General features: G+C 66.4%; 20 protein-coding genes. 14 read left to right on the forward strand and 6 right to left on the reverse strand.

Features of this window, described 5'->3' with window-relative positions; genetic code table 11:
- Nucleotides 1-46 precede the first annotated feature (46 nt).
- The 9 genes from atpA (at nucleotide 47) to Pla123a_RS13645 (ending at nucleotide 12264) form a co-directional block, all read left to right on the forward strand.
- Complete coding sequence (atpA, locus tag Pla123a_RS13605) at nucleotides 47-1585, forward strand: F0F1 ATP synthase subunit alpha (protein ID WP_146587819.1); 1539 nt, start codon at nucleotides 47-49, stop codon at nucleotides 1583-1585.
- An 81-nt stretch (nucleotides 1586-1666) separates the two neighbouring features.
- A complete protein-coding gene (gene atpG / locus Pla123a_RS13610; protein ID WP_146587821.1) occupies nucleotides 1667-2551 on the forward strand; it encodes an ATP synthase F1 subunit gamma in 885 nt (294 codons plus the stop codon).
- Between the two features lie 86 nt (nucleotides 2552-2637).
- Nucleotides 2638-4083 (forward strand): F0F1 ATP synthase subunit beta, encoded by a 1446-nt coding sequence (atpD, locus tag Pla123a_RS13615; RefSeq protein WP_146587823.1) that lies wholly within the window; start codon nucleotides 2638-2640, stop codon nucleotides 4081-4083.
- 213 nt (nucleotides 4084-4296) lie between these two features.
- Complete coding sequence (gene atpC / locus Pla123a_RS13620; RefSeq protein ID WP_146587825.1) at nucleotides 4297-4704, forward strand: ATP synthase F1 subunit epsilon; 408 nt, start codon at nucleotides 4297-4299, stop codon at nucleotides 4702-4704.
- Nucleotides 4705-5000: 296 nt separating this feature from the next.
- Complete coding sequence (locus tag Pla123a_RS13625; protein WP_146587827.1) at nucleotides 5001-6764, forward strand: multicopper oxidase family protein; 1764 nt, start codon at nucleotides 5001-5003, stop codon at nucleotides 6762-6764.
- Between the two features lie 218 nt (nucleotides 6765-6982).
- The gene (locus Pla123a_RS13630) at nucleotides 6983-8134 is read left to right on the forward strand and encodes a CNNM domain-containing protein (protein WP_231956457.1); all 1152 of its coding nucleotides are present in this window, start codon (nucleotides 6983-6985) and stop codon (nucleotides 8132-8134) included.
- Nucleotides 8135-8588: 454 nt separating this feature from the next.
- A complete protein-coding gene (locus Pla123a_RS13635; protein ID WP_146587829.1) occupies nucleotides 8589-9302 on the forward strand; it encodes a hypothetical protein in 714 nt (237 codons plus the stop codon).
- 357 nt (nucleotides 9303-9659) lie between these two features.
- The gene (locus Pla123a_RS13640) at nucleotides 9660-11240 is read left to right on the forward strand and encodes a glycoside hydrolase family 28 protein (RefSeq protein WP_146588197.1); all 1581 of its coding nucleotides are present in this window, start codon (nucleotides 9660-9662) and stop codon (nucleotides 11238-11240) included.
- Between the two features lie 34 nt (nucleotides 11241-11274).
- Nucleotides 11275-12264 (forward strand): D-cysteine desulfhydrase family protein, encoded by a 990-nt coding sequence (locus Pla123a_RS13645; protein ID WP_146587831.1) that lies wholly within the window; start codon nucleotides 11275-11277, stop codon nucleotides 12262-12264.
- Here Pla123a_RS13645 and Pla123a_RS13650 read toward each other — a convergent pair.
- From Pla123a_RS13650 to Pla123a_RS13660, 3 genes are all read right to left on the reverse strand, one after another.
- Complete coding sequence (locus tag Pla123a_RS13650) at nucleotides 12261-13649, reverse strand: Gfo/Idh/MocA family protein (RefSeq protein ID WP_146587833.1); 1389 nt, start codon at nucleotides 13647-13649, stop codon at nucleotides 12261-12263. The genes Pla123a_RS13645 and Pla123a_RS13650 overlap by 4 nt on opposite strands.
- 55 nt (nucleotides 13650-13704) lie before the next feature.
- A complete protein-coding gene (locus Pla123a_RS13655) occupies nucleotides 13705-15105 on the reverse strand; it encodes an SUMF1/EgtB/PvdO family nonheme iron enzyme (protein WP_231956458.1) in 1401 nt (466 codons plus the stop codon).
- A gap of 79 nt (nucleotides 15106-15184) precedes the next feature.
- The gene (locus Pla123a_RS13660) at nucleotides 15185-16039 is read right to left on the reverse strand and encodes a phytanoyl-CoA dioxygenase family protein (RefSeq protein ID WP_146587835.1); all 855 of its coding nucleotides are present in this window, start codon (nucleotides 16037-16039) and stop codon (nucleotides 15185-15187) included.
- A 261-nt stretch (nucleotides 16040-16300) separates the two neighbouring features.
- On the opposite strand from Pla123a_RS13660, the gene Pla123a_RS13665 reads away from it, so the two are divergent.
- The 3 genes from Pla123a_RS13665 to Pla123a_RS13675 are packed head-to-tail and all read left to right on the forward strand — an operon-like array spanning nucleotide 16301 to nucleotide 19521.
- The gene (locus Pla123a_RS13665; RefSeq protein WP_197527943.1) at nucleotides 16301-17227 is read left to right on the forward strand and encodes an AraC family transcriptional regulator; all 927 of its coding nucleotides are present in this window, start codon (nucleotides 16301-16303) and stop codon (nucleotides 17225-17227) included.
- 24 nt (nucleotides 17228-17251) lie between these two features.
- A complete protein-coding gene (locus Pla123a_RS13670) occupies nucleotides 17252-17986 on the forward strand; it encodes a hypothetical protein (protein WP_146587839.1) in 735 nt (244 codons plus the stop codon).
- A gap of 26 nt (nucleotides 17987-18012) precedes the next feature.
- Nucleotides 18013-19521 carry a hypothetical protein gene (locus Pla123a_RS13675; protein WP_146587841.1) on the forward strand — a complete coding sequence of 503 codons (1509 nt, stop codon included), beginning with the start codon at nucleotides 18013-18015 and terminating at the stop codon, nucleotides 19519-19521.
- A 14-nt stretch (nucleotides 19522-19535) separates the two neighbouring features.
- On the opposite strand, the gene Pla123a_RS13680 is transcribed toward Pla123a_RS13675, so the two are convergent.
- The 3 genes from Pla123a_RS13680 to Pla123a_RS13690 form a co-directional block, all read right to left on the reverse strand.
- On the reverse strand, nucleotides 19536-20981 hold the full coding sequence (locus Pla123a_RS13680) for a DnaA ATPase domain-containing protein (protein WP_197527944.1): 1446 nt from the start codon (nucleotides 20979-20981) through the stop codon (nucleotides 19536-19538).
- Between the two features lie 568 nt (nucleotides 20982-21549).
- Nucleotides 21550-22494, reverse strand: coding sequence for a GNAT family N-acetyltransferase (locus tag Pla123a_RS13685; RefSeq protein WP_197527945.1), 945 nt, complete (start codon nucleotides 22492-22494; stop codon nucleotides 21550-21552).
- Nucleotides 22495-22559: 65 nt separating this feature from the next.
- Entirely contained in the window at nucleotides 22560-23402 is an 843-nt protein-coding gene (locus Pla123a_RS13690) for a DUF6690 family protein (protein ID WP_146587847.1), read from the reverse strand.
- A 147-nt stretch (nucleotides 23403-23549) separates the two neighbouring features.
- On the opposite strand from Pla123a_RS13690, the gene Pla123a_RS13695 reads away from it, so the two are divergent.
- Both Pla123a_RS13695 and Pla123a_RS13700 read left to right on the forward strand, forming a co-directional pair.
- Entirely contained in the window at nucleotides 23550-24749 is a 1200-nt protein-coding gene (locus Pla123a_RS13695) for a class I SAM-dependent methyltransferase (protein ID WP_146587849.1), read from the forward strand.
- Nucleotides 24750-24780: 31 nt separating this feature from the next.
- Nucleotides 24781-25626 (forward strand): sugar phosphate isomerase/epimerase family protein, encoded by an 846-nt coding sequence (locus Pla123a_RS13700; RefSeq protein ID WP_146587851.1) that lies wholly within the window; start codon nucleotides 24781-24783, stop codon nucleotides 25624-25626.
- Nucleotides 25627-25632: the final 6 nt, after the last annotated feature.

Genomic DNA, 25632 nt, shown 5'->3' on the forward strand with positions numbered 1-25632 from the left:
CCCCGGCAGCTGCCACAACACAGCCCAGCTTCTTCGGAGCTATCGGATGAAGTTTAACAGCGACGAGATCGCGTCGGTCATTCAGCAAGAGATCTCTAACTTCAGCTCGCAGATCGACGTCCGCGAGGTCGGCCGCGTGCTCGAAGTCGGCGACGGCATCGCCCAGGTCTACGGCCTGTCGGGCGTGATGGCGGGCGAGATGGTCGAGTTTGCCAGCGGCGTCACCGGCCTGGCGTTCAACCTGGAAGAGAACTCGGTCGGTGTGATCATCCTGGGCGACTACCTGAAGATCTCCGAGGGCGAAGAGGTCAAGAGCACCGGCACCCTGCTGAGCGTGCCGGTCGGCGACGAGCTGCTCGGCCGCGTGGTCGACCCGCTGGGCAACCCGCTCGACGGCAAGGGCCCGATCGTGACCAGCAAGAGCCGCCCGGTCGAGGTGATCGCCGCCGGCGTGTCCGAGCGTCAACCGGTCAAGGAGCCGCTGCAGACCGGCATCAAGGCGATCGACGCCATGACGCCGATCGGGCGCGGCCAGCGTGAGCTGATCATCGGCGACCGCAAGACCGGCAAGACAGCCGTCGCGATCGACGCGATCATCAACCAGAAGAACTCCGGCGTGAAGTGCTTCTACGTCGCGGTCGGCCAGAAGGAGTCGACAGTCGCCGGCATCGTGGAGAAGCTCCGCGAGAACGGCGCGATGGACTACACCACGGTGATCGTCTCCGGCGCCAGCGACCCGGCGCCGCTGCAGTACATCGCCCCGTACTCCGGCACCGCGATGGCCGAGGAGTACATGTTCAACGGCCAGCACGCCCTGATCGTCTACGACGACCTCTCGAAGCAGGCCGTGGCGTACCGCGAGCTGTCGCTGCTGATGCGTCGCCCGCCGGGCCGCGAGGCGTACCCAGGCGACGTGTTCTACTGCCACAGCCGCCTGCTGGAGCGCTCGTCCAAGCTCTCCGACGCGCTGGGCGGCGGATCGCTGACCTCGCTCCCCATCATCGAGACCCTCGAGGGCGAGGTCTCCGCGTACATCCCGACAAACGTGATCTCCATCACCGACGGCCAGATCTACCTGCAGCCGGACCTGTTCTTCGCGGGCGTCAAGCCGGCGATGAACGCGGGCATCTCGGTGTCCCGCGTCGGCGGCAACGCCCAGACCAAGGCCATGAAGAAGGTGGCCGGCGGTTTACGTCTTGACCTGGCCGCGTTCCGCGAGCTCGAGGCCTTCGCCCAGCTCGGCACCGACCTCGACCCGGCCACCCAGTCGAAGCTGGACCGCGGCTACCGCATGGTCGAGCTGCTCAAGCAGGGTCAGTACCAGCCGCTGGACATGGTGGACCAGGTGATCCTGATCTACGTCGGCACCAAGGGCCACCTGGACGAGATCCCGGTCGACAAGGTGCAGCAGTGGGAGAGCGAGTTCGTCACCTTCCTGCACGACCAGGTCCCCGAGCTCCGCACGAAGCTGGAACAGGAGCAGGCCCTGTCGGACGAGATTGTCGCCCAGATCGAGTCGGCGATCGCGCTGTTCCAGAAGCAGTTCGCCGGGCACGCGAAGGCGACCGCCGGGGCGGCGAGCTAGCCCAGCTTGACGTCGTCCCACCCCAGGCGGGGTGGGCTTTCGAGCAGCCGATAGCTTCCAGTCAACAGCCGATTGCCAAACATGGCCAACCCAAAAGTTCTCGACAAGCGCCGCAAGTCGGTCAAGAACATCTCCAAGATTACTCGGACGATGGAATTGATCGCGACCGCCCGGTTCAAGAAGGCGATGGACCGCGCCTCCGCGGCCACCGACTACACGAACCGCGTGTCGAAGCTGGTCCGCGACCTGACCCAGGCCGGCCTGCAGGTGAGCCACCCGCTGCTCGAGCAGCGGGACAACCCGCAGCACGGCAAGCTGCTGGTGCTGACCGCCAACCGCGGCCTGTGCGGCGGCTTCAACGGCAACCTGATCCGGGCCAGCCTCGGCGCATGGACCGAGCTGAAGGCGGCGGTCCCCAACTGCACGCTCGAGGTGAGTGGCAAACGGGGCATCACCGGCCTCAAGTTCCGCGGGCTCGACGTTGACCAGTCTTTCACGCACTTCGAGGACAAGCCGCGTTTCGAAGAAGTCGACGACATCGCCACCCGCTACCTCGACGACTTCATCGCCGGCCGGCTCGACCGGCTGGACGTTGTCTACATGAAGTTCGAGAGCGTCGCGCGTCAGCAGGTCGCGGTTGAGACGCTGCTGCCGCTCGGCTCAGTGGTCGGCGACGAAGCCGACCCCGCCGTGGAGGAGTCGGGCGTCTCGCTATACGAGTTCCTCCCCTCGCCGGAGAGCATCCTGGAGGAGGTCATCCCGATGAGCTTCAAGATCAAGCTCTTCAAGTGCTTCCTCGACTCGGCCGTGAGCGAGCAGGTCGCCCGCATGATCGCCATGAAGGGCGCCACGGAAAACGCGAACGACCTCATCAAGAAGCTGAGCATGCAGTACAACCGCGCCCGCCAGGGACGCATCACCTCGGAGCTGATCGACCTGATCGGCGGCGTCGAAGCGATCAGCTAACGCCGGGGTCTCACCCCCGCCGGGGTGGGCCGACCCGAGACAATACACCAGTCAAACCAAACACCTCTTTCACCGCATAGCGAACCATGTCCACTGCCACCGCCAACAACGTCGGACACATCACCCAGGTCATCGGCTCGACGTTCGACGTCGCGTTCCCGGACGACAGCCTGCCGGCGATCTACAACGCGTTGAAGATCGTCTCTGAGCACAAGGGCGTGAAGATCAACCTCACCGCCGAGGTCCAGCAGCACCTGGGCGGCGGACGCGTGCGGTGCATCGCCCTCGGCTCGACCGACGGCCTGGTCCGCGGTCAGGAGGTGGTCGACACCGGCGCCCCCGTGAGCGTGCCGGTCGGCGAGGCGACCCTCGGCCGCGTGTTCAACGTCATCGGTGAGACCGTCGACGGGCGTGGCCCGGTGGACACCGAAGAGCGTTGGCCCATCCACCGCGACGCCCCAAAGCTTGCGGACCTGTCGACCAGCACCGAGATCTTCGAGACAGGCATCAAGGTCGTCGACCTGCTGACGCCGTTCGTCCGCGGTGGTAAGGCCGGCCTGTTCGGCGGAGCCGGCCTGGGCAAGACGGTTATTCTCACCGAGCTCATCGCCCGTATCGCCAAGGAGCACGGCGGCTACTCGGTGTTCGCTGGCGTCGGCGAGCGGACCCGCGAGGGGACCGACCTGTGGCTCGAGATGCAAGAGACCAAGATGGGCGGCGACGGCGACAAGAGCGTCATCGACCAGACATGCATGGTGTTCGGGCAGATGAACGAGCCGCCGGGTTCGCGCCTCCGCGTGGCGCTGTCGGCCCTCACCATGGCCGAGTACTTCCGCGACAAGACCGGCGCCGACACGCTATTGTTTGTCGACAACATCTTCCGCTTCTCGCAGGCCGGCTCCGAGGTTTCCGCGCTGCTCGGCCGCATGCCGTCGGCGGTCGGTTACCAGCCGACCCTGGCTAGCGAGATGGGCGCCCTGCAGGAGCGCATCGCCTCGACCAACAACGGCGCCATCACTTCGGTGCAGGCGGTGTATGTGCCGGCGGACGACCCAACCGACCCGGCGCCGGCCACCGCGTTCGGCCAGCTCGACGCGTTCATCTACCTGGAGCGGTCGATCTCCGAGAAGGGCATCTACCCGGCGGTCGACCCGCTGGCGTCGTCCAGCCGGATCCTCGACCCGCAGTACGTCGGCGAGGAGCACTACAACTGCGCCCGCCGCGTCCAGACCACGCTGCAGCGCTACCGCGAGCTGCAGGACATCATCGCGATCCTCGGCGTCGACGAGCTGTCGGAAGACGACAAGCAGATCGTCCACCGCGCCCGTCGCATCGAGCGGTTCCTGTCGCAGCCGTTCTTCGTCGCCGAGGTGTTCACCGGCAAGTCCGGCGAGTTCACCTCGATCGCCGACACCATCCGCAGCTTCAACGAGATCTGCGACGGCAAGTGGGACCACCTCCCCGAGTCGGCCTTCATGTACGTCGGCCCGATCGAGCAGGCCGAGGAGCAGTGGAAGAAGGACAAGAAGTAGAGCAAACTGTCGCCGGCAGGCGACCTTTCCCCCCTCCCTTCTAGGGGGGGGCCGGGGGAGGGTAGCACGGTTGCAGCCCGTGTGAACGCCTTTTGGCCAAAGTGCTTCCGGAAATCGCGAGCAACATTAACGGATAACGACAACCCTCCCCTAACCCCTCCCTGAGAGGGAGGGGGATCAACCGAGGACCTTCGGTCCTCGCCTTGAAATGCCATGGCCGACCTCCCCATCAAACTAGTTGTCGTTACGCCCGAGATGACCGTCCTTGACGAGTCGGTCGACTTTGTCGTGGCGCCGTTGTTCGACGGCGAGCTGGGCGTCGCGGCGGGCCACGCCCCGGTAATCGGTCGGCTCGGCTACGGCGAGCTCCGCTACCGCATCGGCGGCGAGAACCACCGCTACTTCGTCGAGGGGGGCTTCGTCCAGATCGCCGACGACGTCGTTTCGGTCATGACCGGCAAGGCGATGTTGGTCTCGGAAATCGACGTCGCCGAGGCCCGCCAGCAGCTCGACGCGGCCATCGCCCGATCGGCCGCCGGGGCCGAGGCCGCCGCCCGCGACCGCGACATCGCCCAGGCCCGCGGCAAGCTGCGGGTCGCGAAGGGCGGCTCCTCGCACTAGTCGGGGTTTTGGTTGCAATCGGCCGACAGGGCCCCCGTACGCCGGTTTCTTGTTTGACCCGGCCATCCGTTGCGGCTAGCCTAAGTTGGTAGCCAGCCCCGACTCAATCGCCGATTCCGCTCGCCTAATGCTCTGCTTCTAGCCGCCGTTGCGCCCCCCCCACGTTTCTCTCGCGGGCGCTTCTTTATCTTCGCGGCTCTGTTTGCGTCTCTGACAGCGAACACGCTTGTCACGCCTACCCCTTCCTTGAGGTGGCTTGCCTCCTTGCATCTGCTTCCCCCGACGCCCCACACACGATGACCCGACTCCGATCACTGACGCTATTCACCGCGTCTGCTTTTCTCCTGCTCGCCCCGGCCGCGGCTCGCGCGCAGAACATCCTCGACGTCAGCACCCTGACCAAGTACCTCGACCCGGCGCCGAACCCGCTCGCGTCGGGCAACGTGCTCACGCCGACCGGCACGCTCGACGGGGCTCCGCTCTACGAGGTTGAGATCAAGCAGTTCGAGCAGCAGCTCCACAGCCAGCTCGCACCGACCACGCTCTGGGGCTACAACGGCGTCTTCCCGGGGCCGACCTTCAACGTCAACTCGGGCGAGACCATCAAGGTCGAGTGGACCAACAACCTCCGCGACGACAACGGTCAAGGGCTGCAGCACATCCTGCCGTACGACACCACCATCCACGGCGCCGGCCCGCAGTTCCCGCAGGCCCGCACCGTGACCCACGTGCACGGCGCGGTGGCCAACGAGATGAGCGACGGCTTCCCCGAGCAGTGGTTCTCGTCGGACCCCAACGCGCCGGCCAACGGCATCACGACCCACGCCCCCTCGGGACCCGCCGGCAACAGCTTCGTCGCTACTTACACCAACAACCAGCGGGCGGCGGGCAACTGGTACCACGACCACTCCATGGGCATCACGCGGCTGAACGTCTACGCGGGCATGGCGGGGATGTACTTCATCCGCGACGCAGAAGAGAACTCACTAAACCTGCCGTCCGACGAATACGAAATCCCAATACTGATTCAGGACCGCTCGTTCTACAACGACGGGTCCCTGTACTACCCCGAAGGCCCAGGAGCGATAAGCGACCCGCTCGGGCCGCTAGGTGATGACTTCCCGAGCGCGGCGTCGCAGGTGTCGTCGTTCTACGCCGACGCCAACGTGGTGAACGGCGTTGTGTGGCCGTACATGGAGGTCGAGCCCCGCAAGTACCGCCTCCGCCTGCTGAATGGGGCCAACGCCCGCAACTACAACCTGACGCTCGAGCCCGCGGCAGGCGCCGGCGCCAGCTCGCTGGGGTTCTCCCAGATCGGCGTGGACGGCGGGTTGCTCAGCACGGTGGCCGAGCGGGACGACCTGTTCCTAGCCCCGGCGGACCGGGTAGACGTGGTGGTCGACTTCTCGCAGTTCAGCCCCGGCGACACCGTGTATCTCAAGAACGACGATCGCCGGGCCGTGGCCGGGACCACCGACGAGGTCATGCAGTTCCGCATCAAGGACCTGAGCGCGCCGGACGCCAGCAGTCTGCCGAACGCGTTGTCGTCGATCTCCCGGTACTCGCAAGAAGAGCTTGACAACGCCCCGGTGCGTCGCCTGGAACTCGTCCGCGACTTTGACAAGTACGGCCGCATGGAACTGCTGCTGGACGGCAAGAAGTGGTCCGACGAAACCACCGAGATTATCCAGCGGGGGCAGCTCGAGATCTGGGAGTTCGTCAACATGACCAACATGGAACACCCAATGCACCTGCATATGGAAGCCTTCCAGGTGGTCGGGCGGCAAGACTTATCGGGCAACGATGTGGCCCTCGAGCCGTGGGAGTTGGGCTGGGAAGACACCGTCAACGTCGGCGGACGCGAGACCCTCAGGATCGCCGTCAAGTTCGACGAGTACACCGGCACCTTTGTCTGGCACTGCCACATCCTAGAGCACGAAGACTCCGAGATGATGCGAACCTTCCGGATCGTGGACGCGCCCGAGCCCGGAGCCGCGCTGCTGACCGGCCTGCTAGCCGCAGCGGGCAGTCTGCGCCGGACTCGGCGGCGGACCCGATAAAATCGGAGCGCGGCGTCGACGCCTTGCGAGACGCCCCCCAGCCTGGCGACACGCAGCTAGGCAGCGCTCGAGGACGGCGTTCGACAGAAAATGTCCAATGGGCTCTCTTGCTGCTGAGAACACTGCAAGATTCCCCTAGGTTTGGGCGCCGTAGTTGCGGCGGTTGCGTTACCATAGTGCGGTAACCCAAGAGCAAACGCGGTTCAAGGAGCGAGTGCGTGGCAGAACTGACAATCAACCTGCTGGCCGTGATCCCCACGACGGGCGACGCGCCGCAGGAGGGAAGCTACGGCATGCTCACGATCTACGCGATCGTGGCGCTCGGCTTCTCTTTCCTCTGCTCAGTCGCGGAGGCCGTGCTGCTGAGCGTCTCGCCTTCGTACATCGCGACCCTCCAAGACTCGGGCGGAGGCTCGGCGGCGCGGCTCAAGCGGATGAAGGAGAACGTCGACCGCCCGCTATCGGCCATTCTTAGCCTTAACACCATCGCCCACACCGTCGGCGCGGCCGGCGTCGGCGCCCAGGCAGCGGGCATCTGGGGAAGCTCGGCGGTCGGGTACGCGTCGGCCTTGATGACGCTGCTAATCCTGATTCTGTCAGAAATCATCCCTAAGACCATCGGCGCGGTCTATTGGCGGCAGCTCGCTCCTAGCGTCGCCCAGGGGCTCGAGGTGCTGATCTGGCTGCTGTTCCCGCTGGTCTGGATGTCGGAGCTGATGACCAAGCTGATCGCCGGCGAAAAGCAGGAAATTGTCACCCGCGAAGAGGTCGCCGCGACAGCCGCCATGAGTAGCGAGGCGGGCGAGCTCGAGCACGGCGAGCACCGGATCCTCACCAACCTGCTGAAACTCCGCTCGCTGCAGGTCGACGACATCATGACTCCGCGGACGGTCATCTTCGCGTTCCCCGAGGAGACGACGGTTGGCGAGCTGCTTTCAAAACGGTCCAAGCTGCCGGTGTCGCGGATCCCGGTGTTCGAAGACTCGATCGATCGCACCACCGGATTCGTGCTCAAGACCGACGTGCTGCTCGCCCAGGCCAACGACCAGCCGGACACCAAACTCAAGGAGCTGCGGCGGCCGCTCAAGGCGATCCCGGCGACCGCTTCGCTGTCGGACGCGTTGGAGCTGCTGCTCAACCAGCGCGAGCACATCGCATTGGTCGTCGACGAGTACGGCGGGGCCGACGGACTGGTCACCATGGAGGACGTCATCGAGACCCTGCTCGGCGCCGAGATCATCGACGAGCACGACCAGGCCGCCGACATGCAGCGGGTGGCGCGGCGGCAGTGGAAAAAACGCCTCGAGGCGGTCGGGCTGGAGGTGGAAGAGCCGAACGCTGCAGCCGACAACCCGGCCGACGCGTCGTAGCCGTTACGGCATTACCGCGCCACTCCACTCGGTCCCGGCGGCAGAGTCCCAACCGCCGTCGGCCCGGGCAGGGCCGTGATCTCACGCCGTGGCGCCGGTTCGCTGAACGAACCGAGTGCGACGCCATCGCACGCCGAACTTCGTTTCGAGCTCACTCCGGGCGTTTGTGGGCTGCGTGCTAACCGCGGCTGCCGCAGGGATCGCAATCCAGTCGGGCACCTGCCGCTGGACCACTCACTCTAGGATTCCCCGATGTTGGTGGCGATCGATCCGGCGATTCGATTAAGAAGTCGTGAAACGCAACATTTCGATGCTTGCAAGCTGCGTGGCGCCGCATGTACTCGGCCCAACGGACAGCCGCACTTCCCTGAAGCACCTCACCCGACATCATATCGACCACGGCACAGTTGATGCAGCTGCCGGTTCGCCAGGTCGAGCAACTCGCGAGCGTCTAATGAATCACACATCCAGGTTGATAGTTGCCCTGCTGGCGGCGCTCGCCGCCGGCTCGGTCGCGCAGGCCGGGCCTATCTTGGCCGGCTCCGCCGATTACACATTCGACAACACGTTCTTCACCCGGCTCTACCCGGGGACGCCGTTCAACCCAACTGCCTCCGCAGTGGACGTGCCGGTTTTCGCCCAAGGCGCCTTTACCCAAGTCTGGGGCGAGCAGGTCGGCGACGAGATCCAAGACGAACTGACGAGCATCCTGTCGTCCGGCTTCATCGCCGGCATGCCCCCGGTCCCGTTCGACCTCTACGGCGGCATCAACGAAGCGCCCGACCTGGGAGCTTTCACTGGGTCGCTGACGTCAATCGTCAATCACCCAGTGACCGGCGAGTTGATCTCAGCGTTCCGCAGCGTCGGCGGCCCGTTCCGTCAGGTCCTGGCGAACGGCGCTACCTTGTACACCGTGGACCCGTATGTGTTTGTGGCGTCGGTGGACTCGCTGCCGTTTGAATCCGGCGACATCTTCATCGGCACCCAAGACGTCGACGTGCGATACCAGCTCGGCCCGACGATCGACCCTATCAATGACCCGGTGGTCGGATCGGTGCTCGCGGGCGGGGTGATCACGATCACGCCCGAACCGATCGCCGCTGCATTGGCGGTTACGCTGGTGGTTTGCAGTGGTCTGTCACCGTCTCGTCGCCGCCGACTAGCGTAGCCGCATCGAGCAGCGTCGTCAGCGGTCCTCAACGCCAGTGCCGGCGTTGCTGGCCCTGCGGACGCTCGCGGAGCCAGTCGCAACACTCCGTTGACGGCGCAAGCGGCCAATCGCAGCAACACGCCAGGACAGCGACGCCTTTCTCACGCGGGCCGCAGCCATTCGCTGCGGCCCGCGTTGTTTTGAGACGCGCCGTCGTTCGCCCGGCTTGCGGCAGGCTACGATTGAATCCTGCCCGGCCGACCTTGTCTTCACCGAACGGTCATCTCTACCACACCTGCCCCTCGGTCACGATCACCCACGGCAAACATCGTGCAAAGGTCTGCTGCTCCTACCACGCGTGTTCTGGTGCTGCTGATGCTGGGCTACGTTCCGATCGCCGCTGGCAAGGCACGCGCCCAAAACTGGCAAGCTCCGCTTCCAACAATCGACCAGGTAGGCGCCGCGTGCCTGCCCGACACGATCGCACCAATCGACGCGCCGTTTGCAATGCCGCAGCTTCGCCGTCCCGAGTTTCCGCCGCTCACGGTCGACATCCGCGACAAGGGTGCGACGCCCGACCGCAAGGCGAGCGACGCCATCCACGCCGCGATCGCGGAGGTCCACGGCGCCGGGGGCGGGACGGTACTGATCCCTGCCGGCCGATGGCGGTCGGGTCGGATCACGCTCAGGAGCAACGTCAACCTGCACCTGGCCGAGGGCGCCGAGCTGTACTTTAGCGGCGAACTGGCCGACTACCGACCGGCGGTGTTCACGCGCCACGAGGGGGTCGAGTTGATGTCGCTGGGGGCGTGCATCTACGCGCTCGACGCCGACAACATCGCCGTCACCGGTCGGGGGACGCTGTACGGGCCAGCCGACGGGCCGGTTAAACGCCAGATGATGACCCAGGCGGTGGTCGAGAAGTTCGTGCCGCTCGACAAACCGGTCGCCGAGCGGGTGTACGAGGGGCAGGGCGGGGCGCCCGTCTTCTTGCCGATGTTCATCTCGCCCACCCGCTGCACCAACGTGCTGATCGAGGGGGTGACGCTCGAGCAGACCGCGTTCTGGAACATCGTCCCCGTGTACTGCGACCGCGTGATCATCCGCGGCGTGACCGTCAACTCGGTCGGCATCCCCCGCGGCGACGGCATCGACATCGAGTCGTCGCGCAACGTGCTGATCGAGTACTCCACGCTCAACTGCGGCGACGACTGCTTCACGCTCAAGGCAGGCCGCGGCGCCGACGGCGTCCGGGTGAACCGACCGACCGAGAACGTCGTGATCCGGCATTGCCTAGCGAAGCAGGGGCACGGCGGCGTAACGGTCGGCAGCGAAACGGCCGGCGTGATCCGCAACCTGTACGTGCACGATTGCGTCTTCGACGATACCGACGTCGGCATCCGACTAAAAACGCGCCGGCCGCGGGGCGGCGGCGGCGAGCACCTGACCTACGAGCGGCTGCGGATGCGGCTGTCGGGAAAGATGTTCCGCTGCGACATGCTCGGCAGCGCCATGTACGTCGGCGAACTCGCAACCCGACTGCCGCCGCGGCCAGTAGATGAACTGACGCCGTTCTTCCGCAACGTCACGATCCGCAACGTGCTGGTCGAGGGCGCCACACGGATGGTGCACGTCACCGGCATCCCCGAGTCGCCGCTCACCGATTTCACAATCGAGAACGCCGACATCCGCGGCGAGCTGCTGATCACCGCCGACGACGTCGAGCAGATGACGTTCCGCAACGTCGCGATCCACAGCCAGATCAGCCAGCTCCACTTGACGGACGCCCGCGGCTTGCTTTTCGACAACGTGACATTCGACGTGCCGGGCGGCCAGGTCGAGGTAAGTATCTCCGGCGACCGCAGCTCCGAAATCCGTTTCCGCGACTGCCAACCGCCACGCCCGGCGGGCTGGCAGACCGGCGCCTTCCGCAACTCGCCGTCGAGGTCACAATAGGAGGCAAACCACCCGCACCCACGCCACCCGACCGATGACCGACCGCCTGCCCCGCGTCTCCCTCGCCAACCTGCCGACCCCGCTGCACCGGCTGACGCGGCTGTCCGCCCAGCTTGGCGTCGATCTGTGGATCAAACGCGACGACCTCACCAGCCTGGCGACCGGCGGCAACAAGACCCGCAAACTCGAGTACTTAATCGCCGACGCCCTCGCGCGGGGCGCCGACTGCGTGGTCACCGCGGGCGGCCCCCAGTCGAACCACTGCCGCCAGACGGCGGCGGCCGCTGCGCAGCACGGCCTCGCGTGCTGCCTGGTGCTCGGCGGCGAACCCCAGCCGCCGCTCGGCAATCTGCTGCTCGACCGATTGCTCGGCGCCGAGGTGCACTGGACGCCCAAGCCGAACCGCAAGTCCAGGATGCAGGAGCTGGCCGGGGAGCTTGGCGCCGCCGGCCGCACGCCGTACGTGATCCCGATCGGCGGCTCCAACGCGATCGGCGCAGTCGGCTACGTGGCCGCGATGGACGAGCTGCTCGGCCAGGCCGAGGAAGCGGGCGTGGCGTTCGACCGCGTCGTGTTCCCGACCAGTTCGGGCGGCACGCATGCCGGACTGGCGCTGGGGGCAAAGCGCGCCGGTTTTGGGGGTGTGGTGACCGCCATCAGCATCGACGCCGCGCCAACCGACCACGCGTTCCTAGAGGAAGTCGCGCAGGTCGCCACCGAAGCGGCCGGGATGCTGGGGGACAGCGTCCTTATATCTCCAGCGGAACTCGAAGTTGAGTACGGCTACCTCGGCGGCGGCTACGGCGTGGTCGGCGACACCGAACGCGACGCCATCCGCCTAATGGGCCGGCAGGAAGGCATCTTGCTCGGTCCGGTGTACAGCGGCCGGGGGTTCGGCGCGCTGCTCGACATGATCGCCCAAGGAAAGGTCGCTGCCGGCCAGCGGGTGCTGTACTGGCACACCGGGGACGAGTCAGCTCTGCACGCCTACGCCGACGAGCTATTGGAGGGCGACGTCGGTTAGGCGTCCTGCACCTCGTACTCGGTGTCGCGGATGATGCCGGGCATCGGCTCGGGGTAGCGGCCCTCGCTGTTGGGAGAAACAGGCGCCGGGCCGTCGGGCGTGAAGCTTGCTACGCCTGGCGCAAACTCGTGCGGGCAGTTAAGCATCTGCTCGAACGTGATCTCCTGCCCGGTGTGCGCCGCCATGCGGCCCATGCTGGTCACGAGGCTCGCCTCGACCCCGCGCGGAACTTCGTTGTACGGCTTGTCGTTGACGATCGCATCGACCAGGTCTTCCCACTCTAGCCGGTAGGGGTTCTGCTCTGGCTGAGGGTACGCCCACACGACCTCGCGGCGGTTCTGCCGCTGCCCGCTGAACGTGCGGACCCGCCCGGGCGAGTGTCCCGAGGCGCTGACAATCGCCGAGCCCTTGCTGCCGTGCGCGACGCTCGACATGTCGTTCTTGCAGCCCGGCATGATGCGGGTGCCGAAGTGCATGGTCGAGCCGTCGGGGTAGGTGTACTCGATCGAGTAGTTATCGAAGTTCTGGTCGACGTAGTCGCCGCGGTAGTGGCGGCCGCCGATACCAACCGCCTTGACCGGCCAGGCGTTCTTCATCCAAGAGAGCTCGTCGATCTGGTGGATGTTGAAGTCGCTGAACAACCCGCCGCTGGACCACAGGAAGCTGTGGAACCGCTCGACCTGCCACATCAGCTCGGGCCGGCCTTCCGGCTTGCGGGTCGAGAAGCAGGTCACCACCGGGCCGTGCATGCGGTAGCCCTGCATCGAGATGATGTCGCCGATCTCACCGTCCGCGATCCGCTGGTGCAGCTCCTGCCGGCCGCGGCAGTGGCGGACCATCAGCCCGACGCCGACCTTCAAGTTCTTGTCGTCGGCCTGCTTCGCGAGCTCGAGCATCCGGAGCGAAGTGGGTCCATCGGCCGTCAGCGGCTTCTCCATGAACACGTTGAGGCCACGTTCGATGGCGTACTCGAAGTGCGGCCCGCGGAACGCCAGCGGGGTGGCGAAGATGGCGATGTCGCCGGGACGCAGCTGGTCGAGGGCGTCGCGGTACGCGTCAAACCCGACGAAGCGGCGATCGCTTGGCACGTCGATCTTGTTGGGCGAGGAGGCGAACTCCTGGGTCAGTGCGTCGTAGCTGCCTTTCAGCCGGTGCTCGAACACGTCGGCCATCGCTACGAGCTTGAGCGGCGTGCCCTGTACGTAAAGCGCGTCGGCCGCGGCGCCGGTGCCACGCCCGCCGCAACCAACCAGGGCGCAGCGGATGGTGTTGTCGGTCCCCTGCTGCGCGAACGCGTTTCGCGGCACGGCAGACAAGAACGACAACGCGCCGGCCGTTTTCAGAAAACCACGTCGGCTGGACTCACTTTGATTGCTATCGGGCACGGCGTGGGTCTCCCAAGAGATTGGATGAGTGATTTTTCAAGAAGAGTCCGCAGAACTACTTTATCAGGTTTGCCGCGCTGTTCCAAAACGCGTCCATTTCGTCGACTGTCGGGAGCCGCCGCGGCCGCACGATGCGGAATCCCAGCCACTGCGCGTCGGTGTGGTACCAGATGCTCTTGGGCAGCTGCGGGTCCTGCTGCTTCCAGATTGGGTCGGAGCCGGTCCGGTACGCCGAGCGGAGCTGCTCCGGGTCGTCGTACCAGCTGCCGCCGCGGACGCTGCGCGGGTAGAGGGTGGTTGGCTTCAGGAACGGGTTCTCGGCCTGGCCGCTGATCTGGGCAAAGTAGTCCGCGGCGTACTGGTCGGCGGTCCACTCGCTCACATTGCCGTGCATGTCGTACAGGCCCCACGGGTTGGGCTTCTTCATGCCGACCTTCTGATACTTCTCATTGCTGTTGTCGTAGAACCAGGCGTGCTCGCCCAGCCGGGCGGGGTCGTCCCCGAACGAGTACGCGGTGGTGGCGCCGGCCCGGCAGGCGTACTCCCACTCGGCCTCGGTGGGCAGCCGGTAGAAGTGCCCGGTCTGGGCGCTCAACCACTGGCAGTACTTGTTCGCCGCGTGCTGCGTCATGCTGATCGCCGGGTAGCCCGACTGCCCCATGCCGAAGCTCATCTCCATGTACGGCGCGGTCGGCGCGCTGACGGCGTCCACCGCGGTATGCTTGGCGGGGTCGTAGTCCTTGCGGGCGCCGTTCTTCCGCCGCTCGATCGACGAGATCATGAACGGCTCGTACTCGTCCCACGAAACCTCGCGGGCACCCATCCAGAACGCGCCAACGCCGACCTCGGTCTGCGGGCCCTCGTTCGCCTGGCGGTTCGCCTCGTCGGCGGGGCTGCCCATCGGGAAAGTCCCGGCGGGGATCGCCTTCATCTCGTACGGCACGCCGGTGCGCGGGATCTCGCCGCGGTAGTCGGCCATCTCGCCGCCCGCTGACTCGGCGGCGGTATTCACGATCTTCGCGTGGATCTCCTCGAGCAGCTGACGGTTGTCGGGCGTCGCCGAGCGGTCGACCGGCTTGGCACGCGGACGCAGCGTGACGCCGTTGGGCCATTGGGCGCCGTCGGCAATCCATACGCGGATCGTTTCGATCGACTGCTTGTCGAGCGGGCCGCCCGCGTCGGCCGGCGGCATCAGCTCGTCGGCGTCCGCAGACGCATTCATCGTCGTGAACAGCGGGCTCTCGTCGGGCTTACCTGGCGCCACCAACGGCTCGCCATAATCGTCGTCGAACACCGCCGCGCGGGTCGACAAGTCGTACCCACTGTCGGCGTCTTCGCCGTTGTGGCACGACAAACACTGCTGCTCCAGGATCGGCTGCACATCCGACGCGAAGTCGACCGCGCTGGCGCCGCGGCTACACAGCGCCGCCACCATCACCGCCGGTACTGACCACACACCGAGCGCGTGTCGCCTTGCCTGAAACATTTGCATACGAAACCTGAGCTGCTATTGCCGCACGCGGGGCGGGAGTACGCTACGCCTCCAACGCCTCGAGGTGGGTGGTCCAGCTGATTTTATCATTGTGCGAGTGCGTAAAGCCAACACTCCGCTCGTAATCCACCAAGTCCTTGTGGCGATAAGCAATAATGTAGGTCCGCCGCCACCGCTCGGAGCCATTCCCCGGCGAGCCGTGCAGGATCCGCTCGTTGTGCACGCTGACGCTTCCCCGCTTGACCGGCAGCGAGACCCGCTCGTCCGAATCCTCGAGCTGCACCGCCAGCGTGTGCGACTCTTCACGCTCGTTGCCCACGGTGCTCGCCTTGATCATCGGGCGGTGCGGCCGCAGCCTTGGCTCCTTGTGCGAGCCCGGCACCACCTGCAGGCAGCCGTTGTCGTCCTTGGCGTCGTCGAGAGCGAGCGAGCAGGTCGCGGTCAGGGTGTCGAACTGCGGCGTGCTCGGCCAGTAGCCCAGATCCTGGTGCCAGGCGAACTGCGCGCCGCCCTTCTTAGGCCGCTTCGCAAGAAACTGGTCGTAATCGAGCGTCGCATCGTCGCCTAGAAGCTGCCGAGAGATCGACGCGGCCCGCAGCTCGTAGATGTTGCCCTGCAGGTCGGGGCGGTAGACGCGGGGCAGCACGGCGTTGACGATCTGAAAGTCCTCGAATGCCCGCGTGTAGGGTCCGCTCATGTCGCAGAAGTCACGGCCCATGTCGGGCACTCCCCCCTCCATGAACAACTGGTACACCTCTTCGATCGGAGTGAGCTCCTCCTCGGTCAGCACGTCGTCCAGCACGACGTAACCCTGCTCGTGGAACTCGCGGATCTGTTCTTCGCGGAGCAGGTACTCGTTGCCAACCGCGCCGTACTGAGTCTGTTGATCTACCGACATTGGGATTCTTCCTTCCAGGATATAGGCGACGACACGTCCGCGCACCGGAGCGCGCGTCGAGACCTAGTCAGGTGATTTGAAGCAGTTGACCGGACGCGGGCGTAACCGCAGCGAATGCCGCGGGGTGAGGTCCGCCCTCGGTCCTATGCGACTGAATCTACCCGCCCGTTGACTGCTGCGTCTCCGCGTTTCGGGGCACAAACTGGTACTATCGGCTCCAAATGCACTGAAACAGGCGTTCCAAATGGGTACAATCGCACCATGGGCGTCTACCGCGAGACGATCGAGACCCCCGCCGACCAGTCGTTCCGGCTGCTGTACTGGGAACACTCGTTGGCCGAGGTACAGACCTCGACCGGCCCCGAGCAGTGGGAGCCGATCACCGGCAGCGGCGAGCGCTGGCACGCCCACCGGGCGGTCGAGCTGACCTACATCCACCGCGGCGCCGGCACACGGTTCATCGGCGACCACATCGGCGCTATCAACCCACCCGAGCTCGTGCTGATTGGCGCTGACCTGCCGCACTACTGGCGAGGGCTCGACGACTCAGAGGGCGCCGCCGTGCAGTTCGCGTTGGCTCCGGCCGCCGGTCTAGGGGCGTTGCCCGAGCTGAGCGCGCTCTCCGAGCTGTGGTCCCACGCGTCGCGTGGCGCGATATTCGGGAAAGAACTGGCAATCGAGATCGGCGGGCGACTCGCGCGGCTGCGCGGCGCTGGGTCGGTCAAACGACTCGCCGAGCTGATGCAGGTGGTGTCGCTGCTCGCAGATGGGCTGACCGAAGCTAACACGCTGTGCGACAAGCCCTGCACGATCACCGCGTCCGCCGCGCACGCCGACAAGATCCGCGACGCCATCGACCTCTTGCTCGAGCACCACCACGAGCCGCTCCGCATTGACGACATCGCCCAGGCGGTCGGCCTGTCCCGGGCGACCTTGTGCCGCTACTTCCGCCGCTACACCGGCCGCAGCGTGGTGGCGTTCCTGAACGAGGCCCGCATCGACCACGCCCGCCGCCGCCTGCTAGAAACGGCCGACGCCGTGAGCCAGATCGCCCTGGACGTCGGCTTCGAAAACTTGTCGAATTTCAACCGCCAGTTCCGCCGGGCGGCAGGGGCGTCGCCGCGGGAGTTTCGGCGGCAGGAAAAGCATCCAAGATTTGACGCCGACCAGCGAATAGGCAGCGGTTGACCTACACATCATCCGGCGACATCAATGAAGCTATTGCAGCGATCAACGGTAACCCTCGCCCTGCTCGTCGGAGTGGGCGCCCTGATCTGGTTATCGGTTGAGAACAACACCCTCGGCAAGCAGATCACTCAACTCGAAGCCGAGCTCGGACACATGCCGATCGGCGACCCAGACCGGGTGCACATCGCCGAGATCGGCTCGCCGGAGGTGCCTCCCGAGGTCGCCTCGCAGCTCGAGCGCGTCTGGCAGTTCCGCTGCTACCTGCCCGCTGGCTACGACATGAGGCGGTTTGGCGGGGAGGGCCGAGTCGCCGAGTCCGGCCTTTACTTCCAAGGCGGCTTCGGTTCTGGCTCGGAATCTCCCCAAGCCGAAGCGATCCAGCAACTGCTAACGGTGAGCTTCTATCGGGATGGCGATCACCTCAAGGTTTACAACGCATTCGGCGGGTCGTCCGGAACGTCCTCCTGGCCGGGGTTCGCACCCGAGCGGCTGGATGAGGCATTGGTGGTCCACAAACTCGTGAACAAGGAACAAGGGCCACAATCGTTTCCCACCGACGCCATCCTCCCCTTCCTGAAGATATACGACCCCAGTTCTGCCGAGGAGAGGAACGTGGCGGGCAAGCCCCTGACGACCTACGACGGCGGGATGTTCGCGATTTTCCCAGGTTCACGCGAGCAGGCATTTGGCCAGCTGCGACGCGGTGAGACCCCCGATGGGTTCGAAGCACACTGGGTTGCAGAGGGGACCGCTCAATGACGGATGACGCGTCGAACCGATCACTGATGCCGCAATTCTCTCTGCTGAACCTCTTGGCGTTGACCGCTGTGCTTGCGATTGGAATGGCTGCCGGCACAGCCTATCGCAAGCACCGTTCCCTGCTGCAGTACCGCGAGACACTGCTCTCCCTCTCCAGTCGGCTGCTGGTTGAAGACGCCGACAAACTAGCATCGTCCGCGCTCCCCAAGGTCGCCGGCAACTTCAACTCGTGGAACGTCCACATACCAGCGGGAGAAGACTACGAACTACGTCTGGGACTGGGGAAAATCTCGACCACAGGAATACCGCCGATCGCAGCAGGAGTGAAGATCCCTGCCGGACGACACCGGGTCACGCTCTACGCCGGCGACTCTCCCAGCGAAGAGTATCGCTTCGTTGTCTACGTCGACGGCGAACAGGCGATCGAACAAACGATGGGCAGCGATTGGATGCCGGAAGGCTGGTCTTCGGCCGGTGGTATTGGGTGGCCGCGTGAACCAGAACGAGATCCGGCCCCCCTGCAACTCGCCGCCCGCAGCTACACCCCTCGACTTGACTTTGGCGAGGGTCGCGGGCGCTACTTTAACGGTGGCTACGACAACTTCGTGACGCGGAACGGCTACCGGCTCTGGATCGACGCCTCGGACAACGTCTACCAATCGGGCTCGCCGATGATCGGCATCGGCCGCGACCCGGCCTACAAAGGGATCGGCCTGCGAGATGGGTTGCGGTTCCGACCAATCAGCGGCAAGCCATACGAGTGGGACTTCACGCGGCCGAGTTTGGAATCGAACGATCCGGCGATAAGGATCGCCGCCACATTCTTTGCCGGCGACGACGTGGTGCTGTCGAGCAACAGCCAAACGTTTCAATCGTGGCGGATACGCAACGACGCCACCGGACAAGACGCGTTGAGCTGGGAAGCGGACCCTAAGCAGTTAACGTACTCGGCCTTCCTCCACCCGCTATTCGGATCGGTCGACTCGCGGGCCCCGGTTGTCGAGATCATGTGGGATACTAACCGACCGGACGAGGCAGCGTTGCGACTAGCGGACACGCCCGCCAATGACGAGATTACTCGCTGGCGGCTCCGGCTCTTAGGCGGAACCGACCACCTCTGGCGCCAGCTCAAGGTCGGCGACAGAACGATCACAGCCGGCAACGCGGGCGACAACGGCGCAGCCACGCCGACCGGCGAGACCATCTGGCTAGATCTTGCGACCGACAATTCCGAAGACACCGTTCTTAAGTGGCAAACCAACGAGACCCTGCCGCTGCAGATCGTGGAGCGTACCAAGCCGCCCTACGCGGGCATGGGACTCTACGGTGGGCTGCCCCTTTCTTCCGGAATGCGGGTCCCGGCGGAGCTCAAGCCGACGCTCCGAGCAAAAGCCCTCAACAAGGACCCAATGGTCGAAGCGAAAGCCTTTCCCGGCGGCGCGGTCTTTGAAGAGATCGAGGTCGACCTCAAAGCGGGACCAGAGTGGATCTGGCTCCAGGCCAAACCGATGGAGCAACCTCCCTCGGCTCAATAAAGCGTGACGGTGCCCTACGCCGTCCGCAGGATCGACTCCACCAGCCGCACGGCTTCCTGAACGCGGCACGCGCCGCCGGCGACTTGGACCGAGGCCTCGCTCCCCATCAGCTGCTCGACCCGCTTGCAGGCCGAGACCACTGTGCTGTGGCTGCGGCTGCCGAACTGGTCGCCGATCTCGCTCAGCGCCGAGCGGGTGTACTTGCGGGCGAGCCACATGGCGAGCATGCGGGGTTCGGTCGCGCTCTTGGTGCGGCGTTTTGACTTGATCACGCCCGACTCGACGCCGAACACCTGGCAGACGGCGTCCTGGATCGCCTTGACGCCAACGCTCGGCATGCAGACCCGGTTCATGTCGTCGATCGCCTTGCCAACCGCCGTGTCGCAGATGTCCAGGTCCAACAGCCGGCTCGACACGCCGAGCTTGTTCACAATGCCGCGGATCTCCCACGCCCCGCCGATCACCCCCGAGGCGATCATCCGCACCGCCGACTCCTCGAGCCGCACGCCCGACTGGTCGGCAAACCGCTCGGTCAGGCGGTGCTTGAGGGCTAGGTCCGGGGCGGCGATCTCGACCGCCACGCCGGCGCCGAGCCGCGAGAGCAGCTCGCCGCTCATCTTGCGGAGCTCGGCCGGGCTGCGGTCGCTGGTCAGCACGACCATCGCCCCCTGCGAGGCGAGCGTATCCAGCGTGTACTGCAGCTCTTCGAGCGTCTTCTGCTTGCCGAGCAGGAAGTGGATGTCGTCGATCAGCAGCAGGTCGACGCCGCGGCAGCGGCCGCGGAAGCTGGCGAGCGTGCGTCCGTGCACTGCCTCGACAAAGCCAGACGTGAATTGCTCGGCGGTGAGCGCCACCACCCGCTTGCGGCGGTGATGGCTGCGGAAGCCCTCGGCGATGCTCCGCAGCAGGTGCGTCTTGCCCGACCCGCCGGGCCCCCAGAGGATGACGGGGCAGGGCGCCGGGCTGCCGGCGGCGACCAGCTCGGCCAGCCGGGCCGCCTCGCGGTTGGAGTCGCTGACCAAGTACGGCGGGGCCTTCCTGGCGGGCGCGGGTGGTTTGCCGACAGGAGATTTATTAGCCGTGGGGGCGTTGTCCTGCGACCCGTTTGCCGATGACCCGTTCTCCGACAACCCATTCTCCGACGACCCAACGGCCGACGCCGAGGCGGCCGGTTGATCCGCACCTAGCTGCTGGGGCGTCATCTCGGCGTCGACGACGAACTCGACCGTGCGGGCGCCCAGGTTGGCCCGCCGGCACGCCTCGCGGAGCTCGGCCTTGAAGTGCTTCTTCAGGCAGTCGCGTTGCATCGTGCTGCCGGCACGGACGGTCAGTGCGCCTTCGACGGTCAAGTCGAACTCGACGCTGCCGGCGAACCAGGCGCGGTGCCGCTTCTCGCCGATTAACTGCCGCAGGGTTGAGACGAACCTCGAGCAGTCATCGCTATCATCGTGACGCGGCATCACTGCCGCAGCATCGTCCTTGACCACTTCCTGTGCGCCTCCTGAACCGCGCATAGCATCCCCACGCACCAATGCCGTCTTGGCCATTGGAGTGCGACGGCGTTGGCGCCCGTCGCTCGTTTGGAATCCGCTACGCGATTAGATAACGCCGGGAAAGAAACCCGGCGAACTGCCCATCGAACTACGTCATCACCAGAGTGTCGGCGAGGCCGGCAAGCTGCTCGGCCTGAGACCCAAAGGCCCCAGGCCCAACCACCCCGCCCGCACTCTCTCGATCACCCCGTTGCCCGGTTACCCGAACACCCGGTCGCAGCGGCGTGGCCACTCGTGTCGGCGTTGCAACTTCGCGTTGTGAAAGACTGGCGAAGTTTTGCATGCCTTTTGCGTTCCCGCTCGTGGCTGAATTGCGGCTGTCGTTGTCACCCGAGAGCCCGATTGTACGACTGCTAGCAGGCCTGTCAAACCGGCCAATGAAGAAGTCGTGAAGAAAGTCTTCGGCCGCCGCTATCCCTGCAGAAACAGCCGTCAGCGCCCCCCCAAACCGAATCGCACCGCGGTGGATAAAGTGTCACCCAACCGGAGGAGGCGCGCCGTTCTTGCGTAGGTAGGCGTGACGCCGCGCCCACTCTCGCAGACCCGCCCGGTGATAGATGTCCTGCGCCGGCTTGTTGCGTGCGTCGACCGCCAGCACCAGCCGCAGGACACGGCGCTCGCAGGCGACGCGCTGCGCCTCGGACACCGCGACCACGCCGAGCCCGCGGCCGCGGGCCTCGGGCGCGACGCCCACGTAGACGAGTTCCAGCTGACGCGAATCGGGGTGCTCGGCCAGCAGCAGCACGCCGACGTCTTCGCCGTTGCTGCGGATGTAGCTCCACAGCTCCGGGTCGTACTCGCCGACCGACTTGTAGCCGTGCAGCACGTCACGCACTTCGCGCATGCCGTCGAGCTCAGGGAAATCGAGCGTGCCGAGGTACGTCCGGCTCGTGATCCGCTCCAGCCGCGCCTGACGACCGTCGTCAAACGGCTCGAAGCTCACCGAGTGGGCGGGTGGGGAAGGGTAGGTCGATTGCGGCTTCCATTGCAGGTAGCGGAGCTCCGCCAGATCGACAAAACCGCTCGCCACCAGCGCCGCGTGCAGCGGGCCGTGGCGGTGCTCGGCCAGGGTCTGAATGAGCGCCACGCCCGCCTTGTCGGCAATGGCGGTGACGCGCTGGATGAGTTCGGCCGAGAGCTCGACCGAAGGCTCGCCCGAGGTCGCCTGGGGCGGCCACAGCGAGCACCCCTTGCCCGACTGGGGTTGCCCCCAAGCGGCCGCGGCGATCTTGCCCGACTGCTTGGCGACCAGCAGCGCGTCGAACGCGCCGAGCGGCTCGCCCCGCAGCTTGGCGAGCGAGTCGACCAGCGGCGCCCGCTGGTCCGCCGGCAGCGATCGCAGCACGAGCGTCAGCGCCTCGCGCAGGTCGCTCTGCCCACAACGGTCGATCTGGAAGTTACCGAGCATAGCGCGGAGCATAGCGGACGCCCGCGGCGATGTCATCTAGAAAGCCGCCGCCAGCCCAGAAAATGCGGAAGGTGAGCCTAGTTCGGCCAGCGAAAATCGGGCCGCTGGGCGTTCTGCAGCTGCGGGCCGGACGCCCCGGCCGGCGCCCCGGGAGACGCGGACGCCTGCTGCGGCTCGGGCGCCGGCGGCGGGGCCTGGGCGGTCGCCTCGGGAACCTGCAGACGCGGCCCTAGCGAGTCGACAAAGCGGTTCGATCCGGGGCGGTTGAACTCGAGGTCGACGCCGAAGCTGCCATGCGGCTTGGTGCTCCAGAGGACCGGCTCCGGGAAGGTCCGCAGCTGGCTGACGACCTTGTCTCCCGCACGGGACTGCAGGAGCTGCTCGCCGGGAACCCGTGGCGGCTGCCAAGTGAGTCCGTACTGCTGCTGGGCCAGCGCGACCAGCCGCGACGTGTCGGCCGTGACGCCACGGAAGCGGAGCTTGTCGACCTGCCCCTGGCCGTTGAAGTAGTACGAGAGGGAGCCGGCCAGGTCGGCCATGCCGGTGCCGGTCACCAGCGGCACGCGGATCCCGAACAGGTCGGGCTCGGACAGGCCGGTCGACTTGCGGGCCCAGTGCTGGTAGACCCAGTCCTTGGTGATGTCCATCCTCAGCACCTGCTCGATGGAGTAGAACCCGCCCCCTTCGAGCGGCATCGGGCTCTCGTAGACCAACGAGTTGGGGAACTGCGGGCCCTGCACCGAGGGGAGCGACTTCACGGCAGGCGCAGGGGCGCCGGCGGCCTCGATTGACTGCTCGGCGACCGGTGCGGCTTGCTGCGTGGGCCAGGCCGGCCACTCGTCCGGCGGGTTGTGGATCGCGTACGGCACCCCGACCGCGGCGCCTAGCATACCGGTCATCACGACGGGTCTGGCAAGCACAGCACGGCTCCTTTGGGTACCTTAGGGAATCACCTCACGCCACAACGACGCCTATCCCCTGTATCGGCTGCCGCCCTGCGAGAGGACGGCTCAACCCACCGCGTGCATCCTGCACGCACAGGCCGCAACGTCTCCGCAACCGCTACGATGACCACCCCCGCCGACCTCTCCGATCTGTGCTGGCTGCTGAGCGATGAGGGCCGCGTCGCGCTCGCCGGCGTCGCAGCGGACGACGCGCCGCTGCACACCCAGGCCGCGCGGCTCCGGAAGACCCACTCGGCGGAGCGGACCGCGCTGCTGCTCGAGCAGCACGAGCTCCGGGGCCGCGCCCACGCCAAGTTTGGTCGCGCCGAGCAGATGTTCTTCACGCGTGTCGGCCTGCAGCAGGCGACCGACGAAGCAGCCGCACGGTACAAAGCGAGTCGCTTCGCCGCCGGGTCCCGTGTGGTAGACGTCTGCACCGGCATCGGTGGCGACCTGATCGCGTTGGCGGGCCATGCCGACGCGGTCGGAGTCGACAACGACCCGTCGTGCGCGTTGATTGCCGAAGCGAACCTCGCCGTCTGCGGCCACGGGCAAACCAAAGTGGTCGTCACGCAGGCCGGGGTCGAATCGCTCAGCGAAGCCGCCGCGTGGCACGCCGACCCCGACCGCAGGAACAACGGCCGCCGGACCACGCAGCTCGAGCTGCACTCGCCCGGCCGGGAGACCCTCGAGGCGATGCTCGCCGCTCAGCCGAGCGCGGCGATCAAACTCGCGCCGGCCGCCGAACCGCCGCCGGAGTGGGAGGAGCAGCACGAGCTCGAGTGGCTGAGCCGCGACGGCGAGTGCCGCCAGCTCTGCGTGTGGACCGGCGCCCTGGCCGCCCGCCCCGGCAGCCGCCGCGCGGCGAGCGTCGACCAAGCCGGCGAGTTGGCCGGCGCCTTCGACGGCAAACCGAAGGGGCCGCAGCGGATCGCGGGGAAGCTCGGCGAGTTCCTCGTCGAGCCCGACGCGGCCGTGCTGGCCGCCAAGCTCACCAATGCCTTCGCGGCCGAACTGGACCTGAAGCGGGTCTCGCGGGGCATCGCCTACCTGACCGGCGACGCTCCGCCCGCCCACCCGCTGTGCCGCGTCTTCCGCCTGCTCGAGACCCTGCCGCTCAAACAGAAGCAGATCGCTGCCGCCCTGCGTGCCCGGTCGGTCGGCAGGCTCGAGATCAAGCACCGCGGCGTGCGGCTCGACCCGCACACCTTCCGCAAGCAGCTCAAGCTCCGCGGCGACAACGCGGCTATCCTCATCGCGTTCCCCACCGCAAGCGGCGGCGTCGCGGCGTTGGCCGAACGCGTCACGCCCGACCAGCCCTGACGAACCGGGGCAGGGAGCTTACGATAGGGGCATGAAACTCGCCTTCAGCAGCAACGCCTACCTCGCCTTCCCCTTCGACGAGACCTGCCGCCGCATCGCCGCCGCCGGGTACAGCGGCATCGAGATCCTGGCCGACGTCCCCCACGCCTGGCCGGCCGGGCTGCTCGAGTGCCAGAAGGAGTCGATCCGCGAATCGCTCGAGCGCCACGGCCTGACGATCTCCAACATCAACGCGTTCATGATGAACGCCGTGGCCGACCCGCGGCAGCCGTACTGGCACCCCAGCTGGACCGACCCCGACCCGCACTACCGCGCGATCCGCCGCGAGCACACGCTGCGTTCGCTCCGCTTGGCTAAGGACCTCGGCGCGCCGCACATCACGACCGAACCCGGCGGGCCCGCCTTCGAGGGTCAACCGCGTGGCGCCGCGGTCGACTGCTTCTACGAGGAGCTGATGCCGTGCGTCGAGCTGGCGAGCGAGCTCGGCGTCGGGCTGCTCATCGAGCCCGAGCCGGAGCTGCTGATCGAGCGGTTCGACCAGTACCTCGAGTTTGTCGACCGCTTAGACGCGCCGGTGGTGGGACTCAACTTCGACATCGGCCACGCGTACTGCGTCGGCGAAGACCCGGAGGACTGGGTCGAGCGCATGCACTCGCACACCGTGCACTACCACCTCGAGGATATCGCGCCGACGCGCGTGCACCAGCACCTGATCCCCGGCCAGGGCGCGATCGACTTCACCGCGACGCTCGCCGCGATCCGCTCCACCGGCTACGAGGGCTGGCTGACGGTCGAGCTCTACCCGTACGGCGATGACCCCGACTCGGCCGCCAACCAGGCCCGCGAGTTCCTCCTGCCACTGCTCGAACAAGCCTAGGATCAG

It is taken from the genome of Posidoniimonas polymericola (assembly GCF_007859935.1).
Lineage (GTDB): Bacteria > Planctomycetota > Planctomycetia > Pirellulales > Lacipirellulaceae > Posidoniimonas > Posidoniimonas polymericola.

Bases quoted from the DNA above. Each gene is read 5' to 3' on its own strand.
- atpA (WP_146587819.1), top strand. From the start codon at position 47: ATGAAGTTTAACAGCGACGAGATCGCGTCGGTCATTCAGCAAGAGATC.
- atpG (WP_146587821.1), top strand. From the start codon at position 1,667: ATGGCCAACCCAAAAGTTCTCGACAAGCGCCGCAAGTCGGTCAAGAAC.
- atpD (WP_146587823.1), top strand. From the start codon at position 2,638: ATGTCCACTGCCACCGCCAACAACGTCGGACACATCACCCAGGTCATC.
- atpC (WP_146587825.1), top strand. From the start codon at position 4,297: ATGGCCGACCTCCCCATCAAACTAGTTGTCGTTACGCCCGAGATGACC.
- Pla123a_RS13625 (WP_146587827.1), top strand. From the start codon at position 5,001: ATGACCCGACTCCGATCACTGACGCTATTCACCGCGTCTGCTTTTCTC.
- Pla123a_RS13635 (WP_146587829.1), top strand. From the start codon at position 8,589: ATGAATCACACATCCAGGTTGATAGTTGCCCTGCTGGCGGCGCTCGCC.
- Pla123a_RS13640 (WP_146588197.1), top strand. From the start codon at position 9,660: ATGCTGGGCTACGTTCCGATCGCCGCTGGCAAGGCACGCGCCCAAAAC.
- Pla123a_RS13645 (WP_146587831.1), top strand. From the start codon at position 11,275: ATGACCGACCGCCTGCCCCGCGTCTCCCTCGCCAACCTGCCGACCCCG.
- Pla123a_RS13660 (WP_146587835.1), bottom strand. From the start codon at position 16,039: ATGTCGGTAGATCAACAGACTCAGTACGGCGCGGTTGGCAACGAGTAC.
- Pla123a_RS13665 (WP_197527943.1), top strand. From the start codon at position 16,301: ATGGGCGTCTACCGCGAGACGATCGAGACCCCCGCCGACCAGTCGTTC.
- Pla123a_RS13670 (WP_146587839.1), top strand. From the start codon at position 17,252: ATGAAGCTATTGCAGCGATCAACGGTAACCCTCGCCCTGCTCGTCGGA.
- Pla123a_RS13675 (WP_146587841.1), top strand. From the start codon at position 18,013: ATGCCGCAATTCTCTCTGCTGAACCTCTTGGCGTTGACCGCTGTGCTT.
- Pla123a_RS13680 (WP_197527944.1), bottom strand. From the start codon at position 20,981: ATGCCGCGTCACGATGATAGCGATGACTGCTCGAGGTTCGTCTCAACC.
- Pla123a_RS13685 (WP_197527945.1), bottom strand. From the start codon at position 22,494: ATGCTCCGCGCTATGCTCGGTAACTTCCAGATCGACCGTTGTGGGCAG.
- Pla123a_RS13695 (WP_146587849.1), top strand. From the start codon at position 23,550: ATGACCACCCCCGCCGACCTCTCCGATCTGTGCTGGCTGCTGAGCGAT.
- Pla123a_RS13700 (WP_146587851.1), top strand. From the start codon at position 24,781: ATGAAACTCGCCTTCAGCAGCAACGCCTACCTCGCCTTCCCCTTCGAC.